This window comes from Halarchaeum nitratireducens (genome assembly GCF_014647155.1).
Taxonomy (GTDB): Archaea; Halobacteriota; Halobacteria; order Halobacteriales; family Halobacteriaceae; genus Halarchaeum; species Halarchaeum nitratireducens.
In genome coordinates, this window is record NZ_BMOQ01000005.1 from 279,547 (window position 1) to 304,599 (window position 25,053).

At 70.1% G+C, this 25,053-nt stretch carries 29 protein-coding genes; 15 read left to right on the plus strand and 14 right to left on the minus strand.

The window, feature by feature from the left end:
- The first annotated feature begins 13 nt into the window (after positions 1 to 13).
- The 5 genes from IEX91_RS10575 to IEX91_RS10595 all read left to right on the plus strand — a co-directional run bounded on the left by IEX91_RS10575 (position 14) and on the right by IEX91_RS10595 (position 3,016).
- Complete coding sequence (locus tag IEX91_RS10575) at positions 14 to 307, plus strand: sulfurtransferase TusA family protein (protein WP_188878869.1); 294 nt, start codon at positions 14 to 16, stop codon at positions 305 to 307.
- Between the two features lie 2 nt (positions 308 to 309).
- Positions 310 to 651, plus strand: a complete 342-nt coding sequence (locus IEX91_RS10580) for a rhodanese-like domain-containing protein (protein ID WP_188878870.1) — start codon at positions 310 to 312, stop codon at positions 649 to 651.
- 49 nt (positions 652 to 700) lie between these two features.
- Positions 701 to 1,669, plus strand: coding sequence for a Gfo/Idh/MocA family protein (locus tag IEX91_RS10585; protein ID WP_188878871.1), 969 nt, complete (start codon positions 701 to 703; stop codon positions 1,667 to 1,669).
- Between the two features lie 51 nt (positions 1,670 to 1,720).
- A complete protein-coding gene (locus IEX91_RS10590; protein WP_188878873.1) occupies positions 1,721 to 1,930 on the plus strand; it encodes a hypothetical protein in 210 nt (69 codons plus the stop codon).
- Between the two features lie 69 nt (positions 1,931 to 1,999).
- Positions 2,000 to 3,016, plus strand: coding sequence for an NADP-dependent oxidoreductase (locus IEX91_RS10595; protein WP_188878875.1), 1,017 nt, complete (start codon positions 2,000 to 2,002; stop codon positions 3,014 to 3,016).
- Positions 3,017 to 3,150: 134 nt separating this feature from the next.
- On the opposite strand, the gene IEX91_RS10600 is transcribed toward IEX91_RS10595, so the two are convergent.
- The 3 genes from IEX91_RS10600 to IEX91_RS10610 form a co-directional block, all read right to left on the minus strand.
- Entirely contained in the window at positions 3,151 to 4,113 is a 963-nt protein-coding gene (locus tag IEX91_RS10600) for a transcription initiation factor IIB (protein ID WP_188878877.1), read from the minus strand.
- Between the two features lie 135 nt (positions 4,114 to 4,248).
- Positions 4,249 to 4,686 carry a plastocyanin/azurin family copper-binding protein gene (locus IEX91_RS10605; RefSeq protein ID WP_188878878.1) on the minus strand — a complete coding sequence of 146 codons (438 nt, stop codon included), beginning with the start codon at positions 4,684 to 4,686 and terminating at the stop codon, positions 4,249 to 4,251.
- Positions 4,687 to 4,756: 70 nt separating this feature from the next.
- A complete protein-coding gene (locus tag IEX91_RS10610; RefSeq protein ID WP_188878879.1) occupies positions 4,757 to 5,464 on the minus strand; it encodes a thioredoxin domain-containing protein in 708 nt (235 codons plus the stop codon).
- A 201-nt stretch (positions 5,465 to 5,665) separates the two neighbouring features.
- On the opposite strand from IEX91_RS10610, the gene IEX91_RS10615 reads away from it, so the two are divergent.
- The 4 genes from IEX91_RS10615 (at position 5,666) to IEX91_RS10630 (ending at position 9,167) form a co-directional block, all read left to right on the plus strand.
- Positions 5,666 to 6,301, plus strand: a complete 636-nt coding sequence (locus IEX91_RS10615) for a 50S ribosomal protein L1 (RefSeq protein WP_188878880.1) — start codon at positions 5,666 to 5,668, stop codon at positions 6,299 to 6,301.
- Entirely contained in the window at positions 6,302 to 7,348 is a 1,047-nt protein-coding gene (locus tag IEX91_RS10620) for a 50S ribosomal protein L10 (protein WP_188878881.1), read from the plus strand.
- A 30-nt stretch (positions 7,349 to 7,378) separates the two neighbouring features.
- On the plus strand, positions 7,379 to 7,726 hold the full coding sequence (gene rpl12p / locus IEX91_RS10625) for a 50S ribosomal protein P1 (protein WP_188878883.1): 348 nt from the start codon (positions 7,379 to 7,381) through the stop codon (positions 7,724 to 7,726).
- 193 nt (positions 7,727 to 7,919) lie between these two features.
- Positions 7,920 to 9,167, plus strand: coding sequence for a tripartite tricarboxylate transporter permease (locus IEX91_RS10630; RefSeq protein WP_188878885.1), 1,248 nt, complete (start codon positions 7,920 to 7,922; stop codon positions 9,165 to 9,167).
- Here the strand turns inward: IEX91_RS10630 and corA are convergent.
- The 5 genes from corA to IEX91_RS10655 are packed head-to-tail and all read right to left on the minus strand — an operon-like array spanning position 9,164 to position 13,086.
- On the minus strand, positions 9,164 to 10,144 hold the full coding sequence (gene corA / locus IEX91_RS10635) for a magnesium/cobalt transporter CorA (RefSeq protein WP_188878886.1): 981 nt from the start codon (positions 10,142 to 10,144) through the stop codon (positions 9,164 to 9,166). The genes IEX91_RS10630 and corA overlap by 4 nt on opposite strands.
- Positions 10,141 to 10,311 carry a hypothetical protein gene (locus IEX91_RS10640; RefSeq protein ID WP_188878887.1) on the minus strand — a complete coding sequence of 57 codons (171 nt, stop codon included), beginning with the start codon at positions 10,309 to 10,311 and terminating at the stop codon, positions 10,141 to 10,143. Before IEX91_RS10640 ends, corA begins: the two co-directional genes overlap by 4 nt.
- Positions 10,312 to 10,357: 46 nt before the next feature.
- Positions 10,358 to 11,008 (minus strand): DUF6517 family protein, encoded by a 651-nt coding sequence (locus tag IEX91_RS10645; RefSeq protein ID WP_188878888.1) that lies wholly within the window; start codon positions 11,006 to 11,008, stop codon positions 10,358 to 10,360.
- A gap of 45 nt (positions 11,009 to 11,053) precedes the next feature.
- The gene (cysS, locus tag IEX91_RS10650; RefSeq protein ID WP_188878889.1) at positions 11,054 to 12,532 is read right to left on the minus strand and encodes a cysteine--tRNA ligase; all 1,479 of its coding nucleotides are present in this window, start codon (positions 12,530 to 12,532) and stop codon (positions 11,054 to 11,056) included.
- A gap of 50 nt (positions 12,533 to 12,582) precedes the next feature.
- On the minus strand, positions 12,583 to 13,086 hold the full coding sequence (locus IEX91_RS10655) for a DUF7523 family protein (RefSeq protein WP_188878890.1): 504 nt from the start codon (positions 13,084 to 13,086) through the stop codon (positions 12,583 to 12,585).
- A gap of 147 nt (positions 13,087 to 13,233) precedes the next feature.
- Here IEX91_RS10655 and IEX91_RS10660 point away from each other — a divergent pair, with 147 nt between their 5' ends.
- Both IEX91_RS10660 and IEX91_RS10665 read left to right on the plus strand, forming a co-directional pair.
- The gene (locus IEX91_RS10660) at positions 13,234 to 14,130 is read left to right on the plus strand and encodes a CbiX/SirB N-terminal domain-containing protein (RefSeq protein ID WP_188878891.1); all 897 of its coding nucleotides are present in this window, start codon (positions 13,234 to 13,236) and stop codon (positions 14,128 to 14,130) included.
- Positions 14,127 to 15,299, plus strand: a complete 1,173-nt coding sequence (locus IEX91_RS10665; protein ID WP_188878892.1) for a DR2241 family protein — start codon at positions 14,127 to 14,129, stop codon at positions 15,297 to 15,299. The genes IEX91_RS10660 and IEX91_RS10665 overlap by 4 nt, the downstream gene beginning before the upstream one ends.
- On the opposite strand, the gene IEX91_RS10670 is transcribed toward IEX91_RS10665, so the two are convergent.
- The 3 genes from IEX91_RS10670 to IEX91_RS10680 form a co-directional block, all read right to left on the minus strand.
- Positions 15,296 to 15,844, minus strand: a complete 549-nt coding sequence (locus IEX91_RS10670) for a DUF7524 family protein (protein WP_188878893.1) — start codon at positions 15,842 to 15,844, stop codon at positions 15,296 to 15,298. The two genes, IEX91_RS10665 and IEX91_RS10670, sit on opposite strands and share 4 nt — an antisense overlap.
- A 54-nt stretch (positions 15,845 to 15,898) precedes the next feature.
- A complete protein-coding gene (locus IEX91_RS10675; RefSeq protein ID WP_188872891.1) occupies positions 15,899 to 16,093 on the minus strand; it encodes a methytransferase partner Trm112 in 195 nt (64 codons plus the stop codon).
- Positions 16,094 to 16,177: 84 nt separating this feature from the next.
- Complete coding sequence (locus IEX91_RS10680; RefSeq protein WP_188878894.1) at positions 16,178 to 17,548, minus strand: adenylosuccinate synthase; 1,371 nt, start codon at positions 17,546 to 17,548, stop codon at positions 16,178 to 16,180.
- 228 nt (positions 17,549 to 17,776) lie between these two features.
- Here IEX91_RS10680 and IEX91_RS10685 point away from each other — a divergent pair, with 228 nt between their 5' ends.
- Positions 17,777 to 18,082 (plus strand): hypothetical protein, encoded by a 306-nt coding sequence (locus tag IEX91_RS10685; protein WP_188878895.1) that lies wholly within the window; start codon positions 17,777 to 17,779, stop codon positions 18,080 to 18,082.
- Here the strand turns inward: IEX91_RS10685 and IEX91_RS10690 are convergent.
- From IEX91_RS10690 to IEX91_RS10700, 3 genes are all read right to left on the minus strand, one after another.
- Positions 18,079 to 20,445 (minus strand): DUF7527 domain-containing protein, encoded by a 2,367-nt coding sequence (locus tag IEX91_RS10690; RefSeq protein WP_188878896.1) that lies wholly within the window; start codon positions 20,443 to 20,445, stop codon positions 18,079 to 18,081. The two genes, IEX91_RS10685 and IEX91_RS10690, sit on opposite strands and share 4 nt — an antisense overlap.
- A 43-nt stretch (positions 20,446 to 20,488) precedes the next feature.
- Positions 20,489 to 20,767 carry a UPF0058 family protein gene (locus IEX91_RS10695; protein WP_188878897.1) on the minus strand — a complete coding sequence of 93 codons (279 nt, stop codon included), beginning with the start codon at positions 20,765 to 20,767 and terminating at the stop codon, positions 20,489 to 20,491.
- A gap of 67 nt (positions 20,768 to 20,834) precedes the next feature.
- Complete coding sequence (locus IEX91_RS10700; protein WP_188878898.1) at positions 20,835 to 21,047, minus strand: DUF7120 family protein; 213 nt, start codon at positions 21,045 to 21,047, stop codon at positions 20,835 to 20,837.
- 162 nt (positions 21,048 to 21,209) lie between these two features.
- On the opposite strand from IEX91_RS10700, the gene IEX91_RS10705 reads away from it, so the two are divergent.
- The 3 genes from IEX91_RS10705 to menD all read left to right on the plus strand — a co-directional run bounded on the left by IEX91_RS10705 (position 21,210) and on the right by menD (position 25,050).
- Complete coding sequence (locus tag IEX91_RS10705) at positions 21,210 to 21,815, plus strand: sulfite oxidase-like oxidoreductase (protein WP_188878900.1); 606 nt, start codon at positions 21,210 to 21,212, stop codon at positions 21,813 to 21,815.
- Positions 21,816 to 21,922: 107 nt separating this feature from the next.
- The gene (locus tag IEX91_RS10710; protein ID WP_188878901.1) at positions 21,923 to 23,296 is read left to right on the plus strand and encodes an isochorismate synthase; all 1,374 of its coding nucleotides are present in this window, start codon (positions 21,923 to 21,925) and stop codon (positions 23,294 to 23,296) included.
- Positions 23,293 to 25,050, plus strand: a complete 1,758-nt coding sequence (gene menD, locus IEX91_RS10715; protein ID WP_188878903.1) for a 2-succinyl-5-enolpyruvyl-6-hydroxy-3-cyclohexene-1-carboxylic-acid synthase — start codon at positions 23,293 to 23,295, stop codon at positions 25,048 to 25,050. Before IEX91_RS10710 ends, menD begins: the two co-directional genes overlap by 4 nt.
- Positions 25,051 to 25,053: the final 3 nt, after the last annotated feature.

The following is a 25,053-nucleotide window of genomic DNA, read 5'->3' on the forward strand; positions in this document are numbered from 1 at the left end:
CTACGACACACCAATGCCATCCATCGACGACGTTGTTGACTCCCCCGACGAACTGGACGACGAGACCGCACAGGAACTCTACGAGAACGCCGACCGCACCCAAGACATGATGGGCGAGGTCTGCCCGTACCCGCAGGTCGAGGCGCAGAAGGGCCTCCAGAAGCTCGAATCGGACGAACTCCTCGTTCAGGAGACGGACCACGTCCCCTGCACGGAGAACGTCCCGAAGGCCGTCGGCGACGACGCCGAAGCGACCGTCTGGCGCAGCGGCGACGGCGTCTACCGCATCTACCTCCGGAAGAACTGATCATGCCCGCAGAACTCAGCCCCGCCGAGACCAGCGAGCGACTCGACGACGAGGACTTCACGCTCGTCGACATCCGCGACCCCGAGGCCTACGAAGAGGGCCACGTCCCCGGCGCGGAGAACCTCACCCTCGAGGAACTCGAAGAGACCGTCGAGGAGCGCGAGTGGAACGACACCGTCGCGTTCCTCTGCTACATCGGCAAGTCCTCCCAGCAGGCCGCTCGCTTCGTCGAGGAGTACGGCGACGCGGACGACGTCTACAGCGTCGCCGGCGGCATGGACGAGTGGGACGGGGAGGTCGAGGTCGCGGACGACGTCGACGCCCTCGACGCCGGGAGCGATTGAGGGCGGGGGCGACGGACAGCTTTTCGTGTCGGCCCCGCGACGGGCCGGTATGCGCTTCGGTATCCTCAGCACCGCGGACATCGCGCTCGATTCCTTCGTCCCCGGCGTCGCCCGGACCGAACACGAGGTCGCGGCCATCGCCTCGCGCGACGCCGAGCGCGCCGCCGCGGCCGCGACCGCACACGACATTCCCGACGCTTACGGGAGCTACGACGCACTCCTCGAGGCGGACATCGACGCCGTCTACAACCCCCTGCCGAACGCCCTCCACGCCGAGTGGACGACGCGCGCCGCCGACGCCGGACTCCACGTGCTCTGTGAGAAACCCCTCACGCGCGACGCGAACGAGGCCCGCGACGTCGTCGACTACTGCGCCGACCGGGGCGTCACCCTCATGGAGGCGTTCATGTACCGCTACCACCCGCGCACCGAACGCGTCCACGGCCTCCTCGACGCGATGGGCGACGTCGTCTCCGCGTCCGCGTCGTTCGGCTTCCCCCTCCGCGGTGATCCCGCGGACGTCCGACTCCAACCCGGGCTCGCCGGCGGGTCGCTCATGGACGTCGGGTGCTACCCCGTCAACGCCCTCCGGACCTTCCTCGGCGAACCCGACGCCGTCACCGCGACGACGTACGACAGCCGCGACTGCGGTGTCGATACCCGCCTCGCCGGGACGTTCGAGTACGAGGGCGGCGCGAGCGCCACCCTCCGCTGTTGGTTCGACGCCCCCGAACACCAGCGCTACCGGATCGAGACGACCGACGGCTGGATCGAGGCGACCCCGGCGTTCAACGTCCCCGCGGACGCGTCCGCCGAACTCCGCTACGGCCGCGACGGGCGCACCGTCACGGAGACGTTCGAGCCGGTCGATCAGTACGCCCGCGAGGCCGAACACTTCGCCGACTGCGTGGAGAGCGGCATGACGCCTCGCACCGACGGCGCGGACGCGCTCGCCAACATGCGCGCGATCGACGCGCTCGCCGAGGCGGCCGCCACCGGAGAGCGCGTCACGCTCTGAGCCGCGGAGCAGGCACATCGTTTATGTGTTATCGGGGTGTCACCTACACGCATGCCGAGCTCGGACGTCGAGGACGACATCTACGAGGCGCTGCTCGCGGTAGCCGAGAAGGACGATTGGGGACTGCGCGACCTGGCCGCACACGCGGACGTGACGACCGACGGATTCGGAATGCAGCTCTGTGAACGCTGTCTGAACCGCCTCGAAACGCAGGGGCGCGTCGAGTGGGACGGCGGAACCTGGCGGCCCGCGGAGCGTTGAGTCGGCCGGCCCGCGACGGATCACGCCGCTACCGCAACGCACGTCCGGGTCGACACCCAGTACCGACGTATGGTGACGAACCGGCAGTTCGTACTCGCGCGTCGCCCCGAGGGGAAACCGACCGACGACGACTTCGAACTCGTCGAGGCGGACGTCCCCGACCCCGGCCCGCGTGCGGTGCTCGTTCGTACCCGCTATCTCAGCGTCGACCCCTACATGCGCGGTCGGATGCGCGCGGGCGAGTCGTACGCCGACCCCTGGGCCGTCGGCGACGTGCTTCAGGGTGCCGTCGTCGGCGAGGTCGTCGAGTCGAACCACCCCGATTTCGCGGCGGGCGACACCGTCACCGGGAACCTCCAGTGGGCGGACTACGCCGTCGCCGACGGCGACGACCTCGTCGGCGTCGATACGGGTGACGTCTCGGACTCCGCGGCGCTCGGCGTCCTCGGGATGCCCGGCCGCACCGCGTACTTCGGCGTCACTGACGTGCTCGACCCCGACCCCGGCGACACCGTCGTCGTCTCCGCGGCCGCGGGGGCCGTCGGAAGCGTCGTCGGCCAGCTGGCGAAACTGAACGGCTGTCGCGTCGTCGGGATCGCCGGGAGCGACGGGAAGGTCGCGCACCTCGAAGACGACCTCGGCTTCGACGCCGGGATCAACTACGCCGACGCGGACGTCGCCGACGCACTCGCCGAGGCCGTCCCGGACGGCGTCGACGGCTACTTCGACAACGTCGGCGGCCCGATCACGGACGCGGTCTTCGACCACCTGAACGTCCGCGCGTCCGTCGCCGTCTGCGGACAGATCGCCCTCTACAACGACGAGGGCGTCCCGACCGGCCCGCGGAAACTCCACACGCTCGTCGAGAAGCGCGCGAGCGTCGAAGGGTTCCTCGTCGGAGACTACGCCCCGCGGTTCGCCGAGGCGACCGAACGCCTCGTCGGGTGGGTGCAGAGCGGTGACGTCGCGTTCCGCGAGACCGTCGTGGACGGATTGGAGAACGCCCCCGACGCCTTCGTCGGCCTCTTCGAGGGCGAGAACGTCGGAAAGCAGGTGGTGCGGGTCGAGGCCGAGTCCGACGCGTAAGCGTCGGGCACGCGAGAACGATAGATCTCTCCACGTTCGACGGCGCTACGAGCCGTCGAGCACGCAGGACCGTGTCCTGTGGAGTTCGGCGGATCGTACGCGTCGGTCCGGTCGTCCCCGTTTCGACCGCGCCGTTACTCGAAGCCCATCGCTTCGATCTGCTCCTGGTAGCGATTGCGGATGGTGACCTCGGTCACCTGCGCGACATCGGCGACCTCGCGCTGGGTCTTCTTCTCGTTGCAGAGGAGGCTGGCGGCGTAGATCGCGGCGGCGGCGAAGCCGGTCGGGCTCTTCCCAGAGAGGAGGCCCTGCTCGGCGGAGATGTCGATGATCTCGTTGGCCTTGGCGATCGTCTCCTCGTTGAGTTCGAGCTCGCTGGCGAAGCGCGGCACGAACTGTTTGGGGTCGACGGGCTCCATCTCCAAGGAGAGCTCTTGGGCGACGTACCGATAGGTGCGCCCGATCTCCTTCTGGTCGACGCGGGATACCTCGGCCACCTCCTCAAGCGAGCGCGGGATGCCTTCCTTTCGACAGGCGGCGTAGAGACAGGACGTGGCGACGCCCTCGATGGAGCGCCCGCGGATGAGGTCCTCCTTGAGCGCGCGACGATAGATGACGGACGCGACCTCACGGACCGAGCGCGGGACGCCGAGCGCCGAGGCCATCCGGTCGATCTCGGAGAGCGCGAACTGGAGGTTTCGCTCGCCGGCGTCCTTCGTGCGGATGCGTTCTTGCCACTTTCGCAGACGGTGCATCTGCGATCGCTTCTTCGAGGAGATCGAGCGACCGTAGGCGTCCTTGTCCTTCCAGTCGATCTGCGTCGTCAGCCCCTTGTCGTGCATCGTCTGGGTGGTCGGCGCGCCCACCCGACTCTTCTGCTGGCGCTCGGAGTGGTTGAACGCGCGCCACTCCGGCCCCCGATCGACGTTGTCCTCCTCTAGTACGAGGCCGCAGTCCTCACAGATGAGCTCACCCTGGTCCGCACTCACCGAGAGGTTGGAAGACTCGCACTCCGGACAGGTGCGCGTCTCCTCCTGCTCCCCGTCGGTCGTCTCCGCCTCGACGTCTCGCTCCTGCTGGCGGCTGCGGCGTGCCATGTATGATGACCAATGACACCGATAGATTTAAGCCCTTTGCCCAGTCGGATATAGGTCTCTTTCGGCACACAACGGTGGTACGGGGCGTCTCCGGTAGATATCTCCGCATCCGATCCGCCATCACGCGGGTGTGAGTCACTCCCGCGTGTCGTTCGCGCCGCCGGTCGTCGCCGCGCCCCCCGACTCCGTGACGACGATGTCCCCCACCATCCCGAGGTTGACGTGGGGCTCGCAGACGATGTGGTAGGTGCCCGGGACGGTGAACTCGTGGTCGTACGTGTGACCGCGCGAGCGGAGTTCGGGCTCGCCCGTCCAGTCGGCCCCGGCGGGCTTCTCCGTCGGCACGACGTTGTGGCCGTTGCTCCGCCAGACGAAACGGACGGTTGTCCCCGCGTCGATCACCAACGGCTCGTCGGTCCCCGGCCGAAAGGCGTAGTCGACGAGCGCGCACCGGACGGTGTCGGGCGGGAGCGGCGTCGTCGATGTCGACGCCGTAGACGCATCGCTACCACAGCCGGCTAGTCCGGTCGTGGCGAGTGCACCGACGCCGGACAGATACGTTCGTCGTCGCACACGCGCCCTAGCCCGCGCGCGAGAAAACGCGTGTCGGTCGGTGATCGCTCTCGGGTCTCGCGCCGGCCCGTCAGGCCGAGCGCGCGTCGTCGATCGCCGAGCTGATCGCGTCGTACCCCGGGTCGTCGGTCGCGGTGCCGTCGACGAACACCGTCGGCGTCCCCCGGACGCCCATGTCGCGGCCGGCCTGCCGGTCGGCCTCCAGTACGGGATCGTACGCGCCGCCCTTCGCGGCCCGGACGACCGTCGTCGCGTCCGCACCGAGGTCGTCCGCGACCGTCCCGAGGTAGTCGTAGCCGGTCGCGCCCGCGCCGACGTACGCGTCCTGATGGGCGAAGAGCGTCGCCGCGTACTCGAAGAACGCCGCGTCGTCGAGGGCGTCCTGCACCGCGCGGGCCGCGTTCGCCGCCGCCCACGACCACTCTTCGTTCACCGGGAGCGGGAAGTCGTGGTGCTCGTAGCGGACCTCGCCGGGATCGACGTACGACTCGACGAGCCGCGGGACGACCTCGTTCGAGTAGGTCGCACAGTGCGGGCAGGCGTAATCCTCGAAGGCCTGGACGGTCACGGCGGCGTCCGGGTCGCCCCGAACCGGCGTCGGGAGCGAGTCCACCGTCTCGACGTCCGGGTCGTCGGGGACGTCGACGTCGAGCAGGTCCCGCGTCGTGGTCGAGCCGCCCGACCCGGTCGACTCGCCGTCGCCGCTAGAGGTACAACCCGCGAGCAGTCCCGCGCCGAGTGCGCTCGCCGTCGCCAGCACGTCGCGTCGCGTTCGCATGTGTCGTCGAACGGGGGTGCGACGCATAGGCTCACCGCCTCGCGACGCCGTCCCGTGCGGACGTGAGACCGGCCCACGGGGCCGTTGAAACGACGCTTTTATGCGTCGCATCCGCTTCCCTTCAGAGGAGACAGGCGTAGCCTGTTTCACTGACCCGTAGCAGCTCCCCTGACGGGGGCAGACACACTACGGAGGTGAAAGATGGCAGACAACATAGAAGAGGCAGTTGCGAACGCGATCGACGAGGCACCGCCGCGGAACTTCCGCGAGACGGTCGACCTCGCGATCAACCTTCGTGACCTCGACCTCAACGACCCGTCGAACCGCGTCGACGAGAGCGTCGTGCTGCCGTCGGGCACCGGACAGGAGACGAACATCGTGGTATTCGCCGAAGGCGAGACGGCCGTTCGCGCCGAGGACGTCGCAGACGACGTCCTCGGTGGGGACGACCTCGAAGACCTCGGCGACGACGATGACGCTGCGAAGGACCTCGCCGATGAGACGGACTTCTTCATCGCCGAAGCCTCCCTCATGCAGGACATCGGTCGTTACCTCGGTACCGTCCTCGGTCCCCGCGGGAAGATGCCGACCCCGCTCCAGCCCGACGACGACGTCGTCGAGACCGTCAATCGAATGAAAAACACCGTGCAGCTCCGCTCGCGCGACCGGCGCACCTTCCACACCCGCGTGGGTGCGGAGGACATGAGCGCGGAGGAGATCGCGTCGAACATCGACGTGATCGTCCGCCGACTGCACGCGAACCTCGAGAAGGGCCCGCTCAACGTCGACTCCATCTACGTGAAGACGACGATGGGCCCGTCCGTAGAGGTGGCCTAAATGTCCGCATCCGAGCGTACCACCGAGACGATCCCCGAGTGGAAGAAAGAGGAGGTCGAGGCACTCACCGAGTTCCTCCGCTCCTACGACTCCGTCGGCGTCGTCAACGTCGCGGGCATCCCCTCGCGCCAGCTCCAGGACATGCGCCGCGAGCTCCACGGGAGCGCCGAACTCCGGATGAGCCGGAACACGCTCCTCGCTCGCGCGCTCGACGAGGTCGACGACGGCCTCGAACAGCTTTCCGAGTTCCTCACCGGCCAGGTCGGGCTCGTCGGGACGAACGACAACCCGTTCGGTCTCTACAAGGAGCTCGAGGCCTCGAAGACGCCCGCGCCGATCAACGCGGGCGAGGTCGCCCCGAATGACATCGTCATCCCCGAGGGTGACACCGGGATCGATCCGGGTCCGTTCGTCGGCGAACTCCAGCAGATCGGTGCCGACGCGCGCATCCAGGAGGGCTCCATTCAGGTGCTCTCCGACTCGGTCGTCACCGAGGAGGGCGAGGTCGTCTCGGACGACGTCGCCAACGTCCTCGGCGAGCTCGGTATCGAACCCAAGGAGGTCGGTCTCGATCTCCGGAGCGTCTACAGCGAGGGCGTCCTCTTCGATCCCGAGGACCTCGCGATCGACGTCGAGGAGTACCGCGCGGACATCCAGTCCGCCGTCGCCTCGGCGCGCAACCTCTCGATCAACGCCGAGTACCCGACCGCCGCCACCGTCCCGGCCATGCTGCAGACGGCCGCGGGCGAGGCGAAGAGCGTCGGTCTGGAGGCCGCGATCGAGAGCCCCGACCTGATGGACGACCTCGTCAGCACGGCCGACGCGCAGGTTCGCGCGCTCGCCGCCAACATCGACGACGAGGACGCGCTCCCCGAGGAGCTCCGCGGCGTCGAAGCGCCCGCGGAGCCCGCGGCGGAGCCCGACGACGACGAATCGGACGCCGACGAGACCGAGACCGACGAAGCCGACTCCGACTCCGCGGAGCCCGACGACGAGGGCGACGAGGACGACGGCGCGGAAGGCCTCGGAAACATGTTCGGCGACTGACTATACCACACCCACAACACCCCTAGAACAATGGAATACGTTTACGCTGCGCTCATCCTGAACGAATCGGGCGACGAGATCAACGAGGACAACGTCACGGCCGTTCTCGAGGCCGCCGGTGTCGATGTCGAGGAGTCCCGCGTCAAGGCCCTCGTCGCCGCGCTGGAGGACGTCGACATCGAGGAGGCCATCGAGTCCGCCGCGGCCGTCCCGGCCGCCGGCGCCTCCGGTGGTGCCGCGTCCGGCGGCTCCGCGGAGGAGTCCGAGGACACCGAAGAGGAGTCCGAGGACGAAGAGGCCGCCGACGAGGCGGACGAAGGCGGCGACGAAGAGGACGAGGAGGCCTCCGGCGAGGGTCTCGGCGACCTCTTCGGCTAACCGTCCGCGACTCGAATCACGTTCTTTCTTTCGACGGCACGCCGCGTAGCGACGGCGTCGTGCAGTCCAATCGAGAGAGTACCCGGCGTCCAATCGATACCTCGACGGGACTGCGCGATACCTCGGCTCTACGGCCCCGAAGGTGCCAGCGGTGGCGCGCGTTCAAGTGCGAGGGCGCGCCCACTCCGGTCCGATGTACGCGTTCGGCGTCCGCCTCGGTCTGGAAACGCAGTCGACGGCGGCCGCGCTGGCCTGCGTCGCGGTCGGCATCGGCCTCGGGACGTGCTCGGGGCTGACGCCCGGCCTGCACGTGAACACGCTCGCCGTGTTGCTCGCGGCCGCGGCGCCTCTCGTACCGGGGCCGGCACGCGGCGTCGCGGTGGCGATACTCGTGGCCGGCGTCGTCCACTCGATCCTCGACGTCGTGCCGGCGCTCGCGCTCGGCGTGCCCGACGCCGCGATGGCGCCGTCGACGCTTCCGGGTCACCGCCTCGTCCTCGACGGTCGGGGACGCGAGGCGCTCCGGCTCTCGGCGCTCGGGAGTGGCGCGGCCGCCCTGCTCGCGTGCGTCCTCGGGTGGCCGATCACGCTCCTCGTTCGCCCGCTCGCGCCCGCCGTCCGGGCGCACCTCCCCCTCCTCCTCGCCGCCGTCGTCGTCTTCCTCGTGTGCACCGAGCCGACGCGCCGCCGGCGGGTCGGGGCCGCGTTCGCGTTCGCGCTCACTGGGGCCTTCGGACTCGTCGCCCTCGGACTCCAGACGAACCCGCTGCTCGGTGACGGGGACCTCTTGATGCCGGCGTTCGCGGGGCTGTTCGGCCTGCCCGTGCTGCTCGCGGCGCTGCGGGGTCGCGGGCCGCCCGCGCAGACGGACGCCGCGATCCGTGCACCGAAACCGATCACGTCGCTCGCGGCGCTCGCGGGGGCCGTCGCCGGCGCCGCGGTGAGCTACGTCGCCGGCGTGTCGAGCGCCGTCGCGGCCGTCGTCGCGCTCGCTGTGCTCCCCGGACTCGACGAGGAGACCGGCGATCGGGCGTTCCTCGTCGCCACGAGCGGCGTCAATACTAGTAATACGATCTTCGCTCTCTTCGCGTTCGTCGCCCTCGGCGAGGCGCACACCGGCGTCGTCGTCGCGCTTGATCGGAGCGCGGCCCCGCTCGACCTTTCGCTCTATGTCGCCTGCCTCCTCCTCGCCGCCGCCGTAGGCGTCGTCCTCGTCGTCGCTATCGGGGAACGCTATCTCGCCGCCGTGGCGTCGCTCCCGACCGCGTGGGTCTGTGCGGGTGCGTGCGTCCTCGTCGCAGCACTGAGCGTCGTTCTCGCCGGCCCCACCGGACTCGCGGTGCTCGCCGGCGCGACCGGTCTCGGGTTCGTCCCGCCGCACTTCGGCGCGCGTCGCGTCCACCTGATGGGCGTGCTCATCGTCCCGCTCCTCGTCGCTTAGAGCCAGCTCTCGCGGCGGAAGTACCAGAGGAGGATCAGGGAGACGAGTCCCATCCCGATCATGACGGCGGGGTAGCCGTACGGCCACGCGAGCTCGGGCATGTTCCACGGCGTGTCGGCGAAGTTCATCCCGAAGACGCCGACGACGAGCGTGAGCGGGAGGACGATCGTCGCCACGACGGTGAGCTTCTTCATCACCTCGTTCGTGCTCATCGAGAGCGTGTTGAGGTAGATGTCGCGCGCGCCGGCCGCGAGATCCCGGTACGTTTCGACGAGATCGACCTGCTGGACGAGGTGATCGTAGACGTCGCGGTAGTACTTCTCCGTCTCCGCGCGCACCTGTGGCGGGTCACCGCGGGAGAGCACGCCGATGGCGTCTCGGGTCGGCCACAGGAGCTTGCGGAGGGCGAGCAGTTCGCGGCGGGCGTCGTTGATCTCCGTCAGGACGTCGGCCTCCGTCTCGTCGAGCACGGTGTCCTCGACGTATTCGAGGCGGTCCTCGACGTCGTCGAGCGCCCCGAAGTAGTCGTCGACGACGGCGTCGACGATCCGATAGGCGGTGAAGTCCGGGCCGCGCTGAAGGACGCGGTCGTCCTCGGTGCGGACGAACCGCCACGTCCGTTCGACGGCCGCGCAGTCGTCGGTCGCGTACGTGACGAGCCAGTCCTCGCCGAGGAAGAGTCCGATGGGGTTCGTGAGGAGCTCGCCGCGAAACGAGGTGTCGCCGCTGGCGAGGCGGGCGGCCTTCACGAGGACGAACGTGTGGTCGTCGAACTCCTCGACCTTCGGTCGAATGTCCTTCTGGACGTCCTCGACGGTGAGCGGATGGAGGCCGTAGACGGACGCGACGTGTTCGAGTTCGTCCGGCGTCGGGTCGAACAACCGCACCCACGTCGTCCCGGCGGCCGCCTTCGCGGCGTCGATGTCGTCGTAGGTCGTCACCCCGCCGGCGGCGTAGACGACGGCCTCGACGGTCATTCACCGCCCCCGACGAGACGCCCCTCGCTGATCGCACAGAGCGTGATCCCGACCATGACCGCCGTGATGGTGAACGCGCGGCCGGGGTAGGCGTAGAGGACGCCCGCGACGTATCCGAGGGCGCCGAGCGCGCTGAGGGCGAGGCCGACCCCGGCGATCCGATCCATACCGCGTGGGTCGACCGGGCCGAGCAAAAGCGTTGTCGTCGCCTCGCTACTCGCTCTCGGTCGCGTGTTCGACGGCGTCGAGGAGCGTCCGGACGTGCTCGGATTCGCTGTCGTCGAGACGCTGTGGATAGACGGCGATCGCGAGGACGTAGTCGTCGCCGTGCTGGACGCGCGTCACGTGGACGTAGACGTCGACGGACCCCCCGCCGACGAGCTGGGCGTCGGCGCTGAATTTCCCGACGGTGGTGTTCTGCCCGAGCATCGTCGTCGAGTAGTTCCCGACGGGCTGTACGTTCTCGATGCTCTCGTAGCGCGACTGGAGCATCATCACGAGCTGCTCGCGTGGGTAGTCGCCGATCGGGTTGAACGATTGGCCGAGGACGTTCACCTGCGGGGTGGCGACGGTACTGAACACCGCGGCGCGCTGCGAGCCCAGCGGCCCGAGGTCTATCGACCGGTCGTACTGCGCGATCCAGTTCGTCACTTTCACCGTCTTCGACTGGTCGGCCGCGCTGACGTTCCGCGTGATGACGGACTCGTTCACCGACTGCTCCTCGTAACCGGTCTGGGAGAGGGCCTGCTCGCTCACCGTGGCCTTATCGGCGCCGAACGTGACCGGTCCCCCGGTGAGCGCCGAACAGCCGGCGAAGGCGACGAGCAACACCACTCCCGCGACCGCGACGATACGTTCTCGCATGTCCGAACCCGCCTACACGCCATCCGGGAAAAAGGATATCGGCCGTCAGAGACGATACGTCGGCCCGCTGTCGGTGTCCTCGACGGTCACACCGAGCGCGTCGAGTTCGTCGCGGAGGCGATCGGCGCGCTCGTACTCGCCGGCGTCGCGCGCTTCCTCCCGGAGGTCCACCACGAGCTCGACGAGGTCCTCGGCGAGCGTGACGTCGCCGCCGGGCTCGTCGCCGAAGGAGAGTCCGAGGACGCCGCCGCCGTAGGTCTCGATGGCCTCGACGGCCTCGCGGAGTCCGCGATAGTCGTAGTCGTCGCGCTCGGCGAGGTGAACGTTGAGCGCGGAGGCGAGATCGGAGAGCGCGCGCAGCGCCTCGCGGGTGTTGAAGTCGTCGTTCATCGCGGCCTCGAAGTCCGCCGTCGCCGTCTCGGCCGCCTCGCGAAGCTCGTCGTCGACGGCCTTCGTGTGCGCGTCGACGGAGTCGAGGGCGGCGACCGCGTCGTCGTACGACCGCGAGAGGCGTTCCCAGCGCTCGACGGCTTCGTCGATGGCCGCCTCGGAGTACGTCTGCCTGCTGTTGTAGGTGCCCGAGACCATGAACAGGCGGAGGGCGTTCGGGCCGTACTCGTCGACGGCGTCTCGCACCGTGATGAAGTTCCCGAGGCTCGAACTCATCTTCTCCTCGTCCATCTCGAAGAGCGCGCAGTGGAGCCAGTAGTTCGCGAACGTGTGGCCGGTTGCGGCCTCCGACTGGGCGATCTCGTTCTCGTGGTGCGGGAAGACGAGGTCGCGCCCGCCGACGTGGATGTCGAGGGTCTCGCCGAGGTGCGTCATGCTCATCGCGGAGCACTCGATGTGCCACCCGGGACGGCCCTCGCCCCACGGTGACTCCCACGTCTGTCCCTCGGGGTGAGCGGGCGTCCCGGGGTGGTCGTGCCCGCGGTGGCGCTCGATGGCGTCGGTGTCGACGCCGCCTGCCTTCCACAGCGCGAAGTCCGCGGGGTTGCGCTTCTCGGAGCGCTCGTCGGGGTCGCCCTGTTCTTCGATGTGCGCTAAGTCCTGATTGGAGAGTTTCCCGTAGTCGTCGAAGGTGGTGACGTCGAAGTAGACGGAGCCGTTCGACTCGTATGCGTGGCCGGTCTCGACGAGCGTCTCGACGAGGTCGACGATCTCCGGGATGTGCTCGGAGACGCGCGGGCGGACCTCGGTGCGTTCGAGGTTGAGCGCGCGCATCGAGTCGAGGATCTCCGTGATGTAGTGTTCGGCGACGTCGTTCTCGTCGTCGCCGTCGCGCCCGACGCGCGCCACGATCTTCTCGTTCACGTCGGTGAAGTTCTCGACGTGGTGGACGTCGTAGCCGAGGTGGCGGAGCCACCGGCTCATCACGTCGACGTGCACCCACGAGCGTGCGTGGCCGAGATGCGGCGGGTCGGAAGTCGTCAGCCCACAGTAGTAGAGGCGGACGTCGTCGGGGTCCTGGGGGACGAACTCCTCGGTCTCGCCGGAGAGCGTGTTGCGCACGCGCAGCGTCATGGTCGCCGGATAGGGCGACCCCGGTGGTTAAACCATCGCTCTCGCTGCCGTCACGCCGTCGTCGGTACGGCGGCGAGCGCCGCCTCGACCGCGCGCAGGGCGTCCGGGCCGTCGCGACGGCTCACGACGACGAGGAGGCCGTCGCCCGCGACGCCGGCGGCCTCGATTTCGATGCCGTCAGTCGCCAGACGACCGAGCACGGACCCGAGCGCGGCCGCGTCCACGTCGCCGGTGGCGATGACGCCGGTCAGCGTCCCTTCCCCCGGCGCGAATCCGACGCCGTTCACCGAGAGGAGGCCGTCGGGTGCGTCTTCCGCGCGCCCGAGGCCGCTCTCCATGGTGACGCGGGCGTCGCGCGATTCGACGGCGTACGCCTCGCGGTCGTCGGCGTACCGTCGGAGCGCCGTCGCGGCCGCCTCGACGTCCGCGTCGGAGTCGAGGTCGAGGAACCGCGCCGCGGCGGCGTAGTTCACGACGCCGGCGCGTAGCGCCGTGACGAGGAACGGGTGATCCCGGAGCGCTTCGCGTGCGCGCTCGGCGAGCGTCTCGGTCATACCCACACCGCAGACACGGCGACGGGGTAACTCTTCTCGTGCGGACGCGCGCCGGACGACGCCGCGGCGATTCCGCCTCGGGTACGTCCCCGGGCGAGGGTCGGGAGAGACGGTGGTCCTAAGGTCGGCGCGAGCCAACTGCGGGACATGCAAGCGCTCGTCATCGCGGCCCACGGCTCGCACCTCAACCCGGGGTCGAGCGAACCGACGTTCGCGCACGCCGAGACGATTCGCGCCACCGGCGCGTTCGACGAGGTCCGCGAGGCGTTCTGGAAGGAGGAACCGTCGTTCCGCGAGGTGTTGCGAACCCTCGAATCCGACGAGGTGTACGTCGTGCCGCTGTTCGTCTCCGAGGGCTACTTCACCGAGCGCGTCATCCCGCGCGAGCTCCGCTTGGAGGGGTGGAACGTCTCGGACTGGGAGTCGGACGGCACCGACGCCGACCACGCCACGCTGAGCGCCGCGGACGTCGAGAAGACCGTCCACTACTGCGGGCCGGTCGGGACGCACGACGCGATGGGCGACGTCATCGTCGAGCGCGCGCGCTCGATCACCGAGGACCGTGACCTCGCCGATTTCGGCCTCGCCGTCGTCGGCCACGGCACCGAGCGAAACGAGAACTCCGCGAAGGCCATCCACTACCACGCGGATCGCCTCCGCCGGAGCGGGCTGTTCGCGGAGGTCCGCGCCGTGTTCATGGACGAGGAGCCCGAAGTCGACGACGTGGCGACGCTCTTCGAGACCGACGATGTCGTCGTCGTGCCGCTCTTCGTCGCGGACGGCTTCCACACCCGGGAGGACATCCCCGAGGACCTGGGCCTCACCGACGACTATCGGAGGGGGTACGACGTCCCGACGGCCGTCGATGGCGTCCGGATCTGGTACGCCGGCGCGGTCGGCACCGAACCGCTCGTCGCGGACGTCGTCCTCGAACGCGCGGCCGACGCGGGCGCGGACGTGGCCGACGCCATCGCGGCCGTGCGCGAACGGACGCGGAGCGGGCCGGAGGCGACCACCGGGACGGCGACGGGGCGATCGCGATGACGGGCGACGTCGCCGCCCTGATCGAGGCGGCCGGCGACGGGATCGACTTCGACGGTCTCGTCGTCGAGGACACCGCCTACGGCTACCGCTTCGAGACGCCCGAGGTCTCGAAGCGCGGGATCGACACGAGCGAGCTCGCCGCGCTCGCCGACGGGGATCCGTACGTCGCCAACTGGCGGTACTGGGCGGAGACGGTCGGCGGGCGCGGCACCGCACGGCGGGCGTTCCTCCGGTGGCTGGAGGGCGCGGACGCCGCGGGGACTGACGACGCCGAAAGTGGCGACGACACCGAGGGGGACAGCGACGCGGGACGAGGCGACGGCGCGCAGCGCGGGGACACCGACGGGGACGAAGGCGGCGACGACGCGACCGTCGACGCCCGCGAGCGCCTCGCCGCTCTCCGCGACGGCGGCCGCGCCCGGACGTGGGGCGAGCTCCGCATCCGCGTTCGCCTCGCGGATGCGGGCGGCGAGCGCGTCTACGACGTCCGCCACCGGGACGACGCCGCCGCCGACCCGCGGGACCTCGACGCGTTCCGCGATCCGGGGGCGGCCCACGACCTCGTCAAGTACGACGACCGCGGGCGCTACCGGCCGCTCTCCACCGCGCCCTCGCTCCCGCACGGCTGGCAGTTCGTCGAACTCGACGGCGACGCCCTCGTCGATACCGTCGACTTCGTCTACCCGGCCACGGTGGCCAACTGGCACCGCGAGCGCGAGGGGGCCCTCGACGTCACCCACTGGCGCGAGACGGCGGCGCGACAGACCGGCATCTACGGCCTCGTCTCCGACCTCCCGACCGAGGCGCTCACGTGGGCCGCCGAGGCCTGTTGCGTCGACAGTCAGTGTCTGAAGCGCCGTGAGTGGGACCACGACGCCGGCACCGAACTCGACGTTCCGCGGGGCGACGGCGAGTTCCCCTGCCGGGAGCCGTGTTCGCTGTTCGTCGCGGCGGCCCGCGAGTTCACGAAACTCGAAGGCGAGCCCGAGGACACCCACGAGGTGACGCTCTCGGAGAGCGAGGTCGAGGGCCTCGGCGATCTCGTCGACGCCGTCGCGGAGGACCGCGTGGACGAGGTCCGCGAGGCCGACCTCGACGACGGTGCGAACCGCTATCGCGTGCGCTATTTGCGCGCGAAGCGCGGCCGCGACCTCGGCATCGACTCCTAGCGGAGCGCGTACCAGGCCGCGACGCCACAGCAGAGCGCGAGCGCGCCGACCACGACCCCGACGAGTTCACTCAGAAGTAACACGGCGAGCACCGCGAGCGCGAGGCCGACCACGGCGATCGCCGCGGGGACGAACGCCCGCGGGTCCGGTCCGTCGTCGCGCTCCTCCGGCGTCGTGACCTCCCCCAGCGACTCGTCGACCTCGACCGTGTCCGGCGTGTCGCGCTCGACGATCCGCACGGGGATCTCGAGGCGTTCGGCCCCGTAGCCTGCGGCGATCCGAAGCGTCCCCTCGACCGGACGCGGGCCGGGTTCTCCGACGGAGACGGTGATCCGCTCGCGCGACTCGGGCGGGACGTAGTAGTTGCCGCCCGCCGGACGCGCGACCCGCGAGAGAGCCTCGTCGGTGTGGATGTGGACGTGGCTCCCGGCGCCGTGGTTACGGATCTCGACGGCGAACGACCCGTCCGCCTCGAACGGGACCGGCGAGGCGGCCAACGCGTGCGCGCGGCCGTCGTTCAGGTCGACCGTGAGCGTCAGGGGCACGTGCGGCCGGGGAGACGATGCCCGACAGCAAAAAGCTTCGTCCGCTTCGGCGGGCTACGCCGGGGTCTCCTCGCGCATGTCCGGCGGGAGGAGGTTCGGGATGCCGTCCTCGATCGGGTAGGTCTCGCCGCAGTCCGTGCACGTCAGCGTCCCGGCGACGACCTCGTCGTCCTCCTCGGACTCGACGTCGAGGTCGAGGTCGTGTTTGTCGAGCGGACAGCAGATGATGTCCATGAGGTCCCGCTTCATGCCTCGTGGGTGGGTGGCGGCCACCCAAAAGCCTTCCTCACTTTCCGCGGTCGTCGGTGACGGCCCGCCGCTTCGCTGCGCGCGTTACGCCTCGAAGGGGTTCGTCCGCACGACCGTCTCCTCGCGGCCGGGTCCGACGCCGAGCGCGTAGGCGGGCACGCCGAGTTCGTCCTCGACGTACTCGACGTAGGCGCGCGCGTTCGCGGGGAGGGCGTCGTATCCCTCCGCGGCGACGACCTCGGAGTCGAAGGCCTCCCAGCCGTCGAAGGTCTCGAAGACGGGAGCGCACGCCGCCCAGCGCTCCGTCGTCGCGGGGATCGTCGACACCGTCTCGCCGTCGAGTTCGTAGGCGCGTCCGACCTTCACCTCGTCCAACCCCGCGAGCACGTCGAGGTGGTTGATGACGACGCCGGTGAAGCCGTTCGCGCGCGTGGCGTGACGCAGCATCGGGAGGTCGAGCCACCCGACGCGGCGCGGTCTGCCGGTCACGGTGCCGTACTCGCCGCCCTCGTCTCGGATGTACGTGGCGAGCTCCTCCTCGCGACCCTCGCCCGGCGTGTAGTCCGGCGTGTCGCCCTCGACGCCGCCGAGTTCGGTGGGGAGCGGGCCGCTTCCGACGCGCGTCAGGTAGGCCTTCACGATGCCGACGACGTCGCCGTCGTCGCCGCCGACGACGCCGGGGCCGAGACCCGTCCCCGTCGACGCGCCGCCCGCGGTCGGATTCGAGGACGTGACGTAGGGGTAGTTCCCGTGGTCGATGTCGATGAGGGTGCCCTGCGCGCCCTCGAACATGACGTTCGCGTCGTCGTCGAGGCGGTCGGCGAGGAAGTCGCCGGCGTTCACGAGCATGCCCTCCTCGACGAGTCGCTCGGCGTACTCGGAATACTCGGCGTGGAGGGCGTCGATATCGAACGCCTCGTCCACTTCGACGCCGAAGACGTCCTCGGCGAGCGCGCGCTTTTGCGGGACGACGTACTCCAGTTTCTCGCGGAGCAGGTCGGGGTCGACGAGGTCGCCCACCCGGATGCCGCGCCGGCCGGCCTTGTCCTCGTAGGTCGGGCCGATGCCGCGTCCGGTGGTGCCGACCTCCTCGCCGTCCTCGCTCTTGGCTTCCTCCTCGATGCCGTCGAGGACGCGGTGGTACGGGAAAATGACGTGTGCGCGACGCGCGACCCGGACGTCCGGGTCGAGGCCGCGCTCGCGGAGGGCGTCGATCTCCTCGAAGAGCGTGGCGGGGTTGACGACACAGCCGTTGCCGAGGACGCCGGTCTTGCCGCGGACGGCACCGCTTGGCACGAGCGAGAGCTTGTATTCCTCGCCTTCGTGCACGACGGTGTGGCCGGCGTTGTCGCCGCCCTGATAGCGGGCGACGACGTCGACGGCGTCGCCGAAGATGTCGACGACGCCGCCTTTGCCCTCGTCGCCCAACTGCGAGCCGACGATGGTGACGGTCATACGCCGGACGTTTCGCCCCCTCGGTGAAACTCGTTACGGTCCCCGTTCCCGAGATGTACACAGACGTGGACACGTCGCGGTATCGAGCTCGTTTGGCTACCCACGTACGGGCCCACTAATCGGGGCAGAAAGACGTAAGCCCTCCCCGTGTGAAACCACGGGACACGCCCGCACTCTCCGGGGCGTAGGACAACCTTTAAACGCTGTCCCGACGAGTTAACAAATGCCATGATAGACCGGCTTGAGAAAGAGGTTGATATGCTCGAACGCCATCTCGAAGTGCTCCGGATGGTCATCGAGAACGAGCCCATCGGGATCGTCAAGATGTCCAACGAGACGGGCTACCCGCACCACAAGGTCCGCTACTCCCTCCGCGTCCTCGAAGAGGAGAACCTCATCGAGCCCTCCAGTCAGGGCGCGATCACGACCGACCACACCCACGAGTTCGTCGAGGAACTCGATGAGAAGGTCGACGAGACCGTCCAGAAGCTCCAGTCGATGAAGATCGAGGCCCCCGCCGAAGCGGAGAACTAGAGCCCGGGCACGGTCACGTGGAACGATCCCGCGCGATCCTCCACGAGACAGAGGTGGTAGCCGCGTTTGCGAGCGACTCTCACGTAACTCTCCTTCTCGCTTCGCCGCAGGAAGCTGCCGTCCGACGTCGCATCGTTCGCCGCTTCCAGCGCGTCCGGTTCGAAGAACGACGCCGTGACGTAGAACGCCGCCGTCAGCGTCTCCACGCCCTCGCTGATCCGCGACGCCGCCGCCGTCAACGCCTCCATCTCGTCGCCGTCGACGGGGCCGCGGCCGGTGTTCAGCGCCGCGACGGCGAGCGGATCGCCCATGCCGTCGCGTAACACGACGTCGAAGGACTCCGTCACCGTCTCACCGCTCTCGGTCCCGACCGCCACCGTCCCGTCGAGTTCCGCGCGGTCGATCTCCGGGATCGCCTCGTAGAGCTCCGCGAGGCCGGTCCGGTGCCCGGTCTCGTCTATCTCGAACGGGAGGTCGCGGACGACCCACGAGACGAACCGATAGGGCGCGGACGCTTCGAGGAACGTCCGATAGTCGTCGCCCGACACCGTGGCGTCAACCGCGTCGAAGCTCGTGTGGTGTTCGAGCCGGAGGTTCGCGTCGATCGCCTCGGGGTCGGCCTCCCCGAGCGCGTCCAGGGTCGGCTCGGCCTTCGACTCGTAGCGCACGAAGAGGTTCGTCCCCGCGAGTGCCGTCTCGGGGTCGAGCTCGGTCGCGGGATCGACCCGCCCGCCCGCGGCGTCGAGCGCCGACTCCAGCTCCGCGACGCGATCCTCCAGCGTCGCTACCGTCTCGCGGAGGTCGTCGCGCTCCGCGCGGAGCCGATCGAGCTCCGCGTCGCGTTCCTCCACCGCCGCCTCGGCCGTCTCGGCCCGCTCCGTCAGCGTCTCGACTCGCTCCGCACGCTCGGCGAGGCGGTCCTCGTAGTCGGCGATGCGCGCTTCTCGCTCCTCGATCGCCTCCCGCAGTTCCGCGACGTGCACCTCGCGTTCGGCCACCCCGACGCGCTCCGTCCCGTTCTCCGGCGCCGGTCCGTCAGCGTCGGCGTCGGCGTCGTCGTCGGCTTTCGTTCCGGTTCTGACCCCGTCGCCGTCCGCGCCCGCGTCATCGGCGTCCGGCCCCGAATCCGCCGGAGACGTCTCGTCGGCCCCGACGGAGCCGGGGCGTTCGTCGTCCCCCGTGGGTCTGTCGTCGGCCGTCGGCGCGTCGCGTCCCGTCGTCCGCGCGTCCGCCGTCGCCCCGACGTCAACCCCGTCGTCGCTTTCCGCGGTCTCAGTCCTTTCACCGTCGCTTTGCACGGCGTCGGTCTCTTCGGCGTCGGCCGTCGGCGCGTCACGCTCGCTCGTCACGTCCCCCCGTCGATCGCTCGCTCCGTCGTCGCGGTCGGCGTCGACCGGAGAGTCGCTACCGGCCCCGAGCGATTCCAGCGCCGCGGCGTCCGATTCGCCACCGGAATCCCCGGCGTCGGTGTCGTCCGCGTCCTCGTCGCTGGTCCCGTCCCGGCTCTCGTCGTCAGCCTCGCCCGGGCTCTCGTCGCCGGTTCCGCCTGCGCCACCGTCGGCGTCGGCCCCTTCGTCGTCCGCGGGTCCGGCGGCCGCGATGGCGAGCTCGTCGGGGACGTCGCGCTCGCGAGTTCCCTCTCCACCGGCGTCGTCGCTCTCGTGCGCGTCCTCGTCGTCGACCCTGTCGTTCTCGTCCGCGAGCGCCGCGCCACCGACGGTCGCCGCGTCGTCGCCGCGCACCTCGGTGTCCGCTCCGGCCCTCGTCGCGTCGTCGCCGCCGGCCCCGGCCGCCGCACCGTCGGTCCCGTCGACCGACTCCTCGGGTTCCGGGAGGTCCGGGAAGTCGAAGTCGACCGAGACGACGTCGTAGACGCCGACTTCGTCGGCCGCGCGTTCGAACGCCTCCTCGCCCGTGAGCACCGTCGGCACGTTCCCGACGAAGGCGACGGGGAACGAGCGACCGCCGTAGTAGGCGACGTAATAGTCGCCGCTCAGGACGTTCTCCGAGAGCTCGACGTAGCCCGTGAACCCCGCGTCGCGGAGCGCCTCGTCGGTCTCTGCGAGCGGCGTCTCGTTCGTGTAGTAGCGTGCGCGCGTCTCGCCGTCCGATTCGTGCATCGCCAAGAGGAGGGAGAGGGACCGTTCCGGTGCGCTTCGGGCCTCGCCCGACCCCTCGACGACGTCCGCGACGGTGCCGTCGGCGACGGCGACGGCGCGGCCGTTGACGAAGAAGAGGTGCGCGCCGCCGGCGGCGACGACGCCGGAGAAGTCCGCGGCCGCGAGTTGGGCGAGCGCGTCCGCACCGCCCTCGTAGGGACGGGCGTCCCACGACTCGACGCGCTCGGCCGTGCGTGTCTGCATACGCCCCCCGTGGCGGCACCGACGTAAAACGTTTTCCGGAGACCTACAGCTTGCCGCCGGCGTCGTCCGCGAGCTCCTCCATGCGCTTGGAGATCCGACCGGCGTTGGAGAACTCGTCCTCGCTCATGGCGACCGCCAGCGCGTTACCGAGGACGAAGACCGCGTGCTTGTGTTCGCTCTTCGACTTGTGGACGTGTGAGGGGTCGATGTCGAGCTCCTCGTACGGCTCGAAGACGCTCGCGTCGACGCCCTCGTACCCCGAGAACGTCTCTTTGATCTCCACCATCTCCTCGTGGAGTTCGAGCAGTTCGTCCTTGTGCATACCGCGAATTGGACACAGCGAGGGTTAAACCTTGCTCGCCAGCCGGTCACACACGTGAAAAGGCGAGTTAGAAGACGTACTCGTCGTCGTGGCCCATCATGCCCTCGTCCTCGAGGCCCGGCTCGTCCTCGTCCATCGGCCCGCTGGTCTTGTACGCTTTGATACCGGCGGAGAGGAGGTCCTTGATCGCGTCCTCCCGCGTGAGGAACTCGCCCTGCTCGACGAGCTGGGCGATCTGCATCTCGATGTGGTCGGGGATGTTGATTTCGACCTTTGGCATTCGTCTACTCCGAGGTTTGGCGTCGCTTGGTATAAGCTTGGCGGGGCGATTTGACTATTAGAGGAATTATCATTACTGTATCCGAAAACATAGTTCCCTCTCCGTATTGCGTTGGTTCCCGGTACCGGTACGCTCAGGGGCGTTCGGGACGTGTCGGTCGGTATGGACGAGACGGACGTGCGCGACGTCACGGCCCTCTATCGGGAGTTCGGCGACGAGCGCCTCCCGCCGGGCCAGCGCGAAGTCGAACGCTTCCCCGTGCTCTCGATGGGGGGTACGCCCGACTGGGACCCGGAGACGTGGTCGTTCGACGTGGGCGGCGCGATCGAGCGGCCCCGATCGTTCACGTGGGAGGAGTTCCGCGAGCTCCCGAGCGAGACGCAACGGCAGGACTTCCACTGCGTCACCGGCTGGAGCAAGTTCGACTGCGAGTTCACGGGCGTCACCGCGACGTCGCTCCTCGACGCCGTCGGCGTCGAGTCCGACGCCGTGCACGTCATGTTCCACGCCCTCGACGGCTATACGACCGACCTCCCGCTCGACGCCGTCGCGCGCGACGAGGTGCTGTTCGCGTGGGGGTACGACGGCGACGCCCTCCCGCGAGAACACGGCGGACCGCTGCGCGTCGTCACTCCGCACAAGTACGCCTACAAGGGCGCGAAGTGGGTCGACGGCGTCACGCTCCTCACCGAGCCCGAGCGGGGCTACTGGGAGCAGCGGGGGTACTCCGTGACCGCGGATCCGTGGAGCGAGGAGCGCTACTCGTGACGCTGCCGCCCTCGATCGGTTCGTCGGGCGGCGGCGCCCGCGGTCGAGCGCGCCGACGCGTCGTCGGTCGTAGGGGCTAAGGCGCGCGCACTCCGAGTCCGTAGTAGATGGATTCACGCGAGGGTATCGCACGGGCCGACACCGCACGGCTCGTCAGTCGGACGGTCCGCCTGCCGGACGCGTCGCTGACGGGCGTACTGCGGACGCTCGGGCGGCCGAACGCCGTGTGGACGGCGCCTGACGAACCCGGCGTCGTCGGCTACGGGGCCGCGGCGCAGGTGACCGCCGACGGCGCGGAACGCTTCGGAGCGGTCCGCGAACGCGCCGACGACGTGCTCGCGTCGCCGGACCGCCCCGCGGACGCCCCCGCGGTGGCCCGGCCGCGCTTCCTCGGCGGCTTCGCCTTTCACGACGGCCACGCGGGGACGGGGCCGTGGGACGGCTTCCCGACCGCCGCGTTCGTCCTCCCGCACGTGCAGGTCGTCACCGGGGCCGGCGAGACGTGGCTGACCGTGAACGCGCACGGGGAGAACGCGAGCGAGTCGGCCGTCGAGCGGACGCTTCGGGACGTGACCGAGCGCTTCGCGCCCGACGAGCGCGCGGCCGCGTCGCCCCCCGGCGTCGTCGCGACGGAGCGCACGACGTCGCGCGCCGAGTGGCGCGAGCAGGTGCGCGCCGCGACCGGCCGCATTCGCTCGGGCGAACTGGAGAAGGTGGTGCTCGCCCAGGCGCTCGACGTGACGCTCGCCGGGGCGTTCTCGCTCCCCGACGCGATGGCGCGCCTCGGAGACACCTATCCCTCGTGCTTTCGCTTCGCGCTCCGGCCGACGAACGGCGCGGCGTTCTTCGGCGCGTCGCCCGAGCGCCTCGTCACCCGCGACGGCGACGCCCTCCGGACGGGCGCGCTCGCGGCGACGGTCGGACGCGGCGGGACGCCGGACGAGGATCAGCAGCTCGCGGCCGACCTCCGCTCGTCGTCGAAATACCGCCACGAGCACGAAGTCGTCGCCGAGCGGATCCGCGACCAGCTCGCCGACGTAGCGACGGCCGTCGAGACGGGCGAGCGCCGCGTCCGCAAGCTCGAAACCGTCCAGCACCTCTTCACGCCGATCACGGCATCGAGCGACGCGCACGTCCTCACCCTCGTGGAGGCGCTCCACCCGACGCCCGCGGTGGGCGGGCTCCCGCCGGACGCCGCGCTCCGCGTGATCCGGGAGACCGAGACGTTCGATCGCGGGTGGTACGCCGCGCCGGTCGGGTGGTTCGACCGGTCGGGCGACGGGACGTTCGCGGTCGCGCTCCGCTCCGCGCTCGCCGACGAGACGCGCGTCCGTCCGTTCGCCGGCGCGGGCATCGTCGCCGACTCCGACCCGGACACCGAGTGGGACGAGGTCCAGTTGAAGTACCGACCGATTCTCGACGTCTTCGAGGACGACGGAGACGACGGAACGGACGCGCGCTCGGGGGGCGGCGACGCGTGAGCGCGCCCAACCGCGCGACGCTCCACGCGCGCGTCCTCGTCGACGAGCTCGCGAAGACCGGCGTGTCGTCCGTCTGCGTCGCGCCCGGGAGCCGATCCACGCCGCTGACCGTCGCCGCCGACGCGCACCCCGACCTCGTCGTCTTCTCTCACCTCGACGAACGCTCGGCGTCGTTCTTCGCGCTCGGGCGCGCGAAGCGCGCGGGCGACCCCGTCGCGCTCGTCTGCACGTCGGGGACGGCGGCCGCGAACTTCCACCCGGCCGTGATCGAGGCGAGTCAGGCCCGCGTGCCGCTCGTCGCCCTGACCGCGGACCGCCCGCCCGAGCTCCGCGACAGCGGCGCGAACCAGACGATCGATCAGGAGAAGCTCTACGGCGACGCCGTCCGCTACTACGACGACCTCCCCGAGCCCGCCGTCGAGGACCGCACGCTGCGCTCGCTGCGCGTCCGCGTCGATCGGGCCGTGACGGCCGCGACGGGGACGCACCCCGGCCCGGTCCACCTGAACGTCCCGTTCGCCAAACCCCTCGAACCGACCGCGGTGCCGGACGACTCGCCACACGCCGTCCCCGAGGGGTGGGCGGACGACCACCCGCTGGCCGCCCGCGGGCGCGACGGTCCGTTCGTGGCGACGACCGCGGGACGCATGGCGCTCGACGAGAGCGCGCTCGCCGCCCTCTCGGAGGCGATCACGAACGCGGAGCGCGGCTTGCTCGTCGCCGGGCCGACAGACCGGGGGTACGCGCCCGCGCTGGTCGCGCTCGCCGAGGCGAGCGGCTTCCCGATCCTCGCCGATCCGCTCTCGGGGCTCCGCTACGGGCCGCACACCGCTGACGTTCCCGTCTACGGCGCGTACGACGGCTACCTCGACGAGCGCGTCACGGCGGCCTGGCCGGCCCCGGACGTCGTCGTTCGAACCGGGGCGTCGCCGACCTCGAAGCCCCTGCGTCGCTATCTCGCTCGGGAGGGCGCGCGACAGTTCGTCGTCGACCCCGCCGGCGAGTGGCGCGAGGCGACGTTCCGCGCGACCGATCTCGTCACGGCGGACCCCGGACTGCTCGCCGTCGAACTCGCCGAACGCCTCGATACGGAGAGCGCCGACTGGCCGGGGTTCGAGCGCGCCGAACGCGTCCACGCGGCCGAAGTCACGGCCGCGGAGGGACGCTTCGAGGGCGCGATCGCGCGCCGCGTCGTCGCGGACGCCCCGGACCCCGCGACGCTGGTCGTCTCGAACAGCATGCCCGTCCGCGACGTCGATCGCTTCGCCGCGCCCCGCGACGCCGCTCTCACCGTCCTCGGCAACCGCGGCGCGTCGGGGATCGACGGGATCACCTCCACGGCGCTCGGCGCGGGGAGCGCGACGGACGAGCCGCTCGTCCTCCTGATCGGCGACCTCGCCTACTACCACGACGCGAACGGACTGCTCGCGCTCGAACGCTGCGGGGTCGACGCCACGATCGTCCTCGTCAACAACGACGGCGGCGGCATCTTCCACATGCTCCCCATCGAGGCCTTCGATCCGCCGTTCGAGGGGCAGTTCAGGACGCCCCACGGCCTCGACTTCGCGCCGACCGCGGCGCTCTACGGCTTCGACTACGTTCGCGTCGGGGCGGGCGACGACTTCGCGGACGCCTATCGCGCGAGCCTCGCGAGCGACGGGACGCAAGTGATCGAGGTGACCTCGGACGCCGAACGGAGTCACCGGACGCGCGAGTCGATCAGGGAGCGCGTCGTCGCTCGCCTCGACGAGTGACCG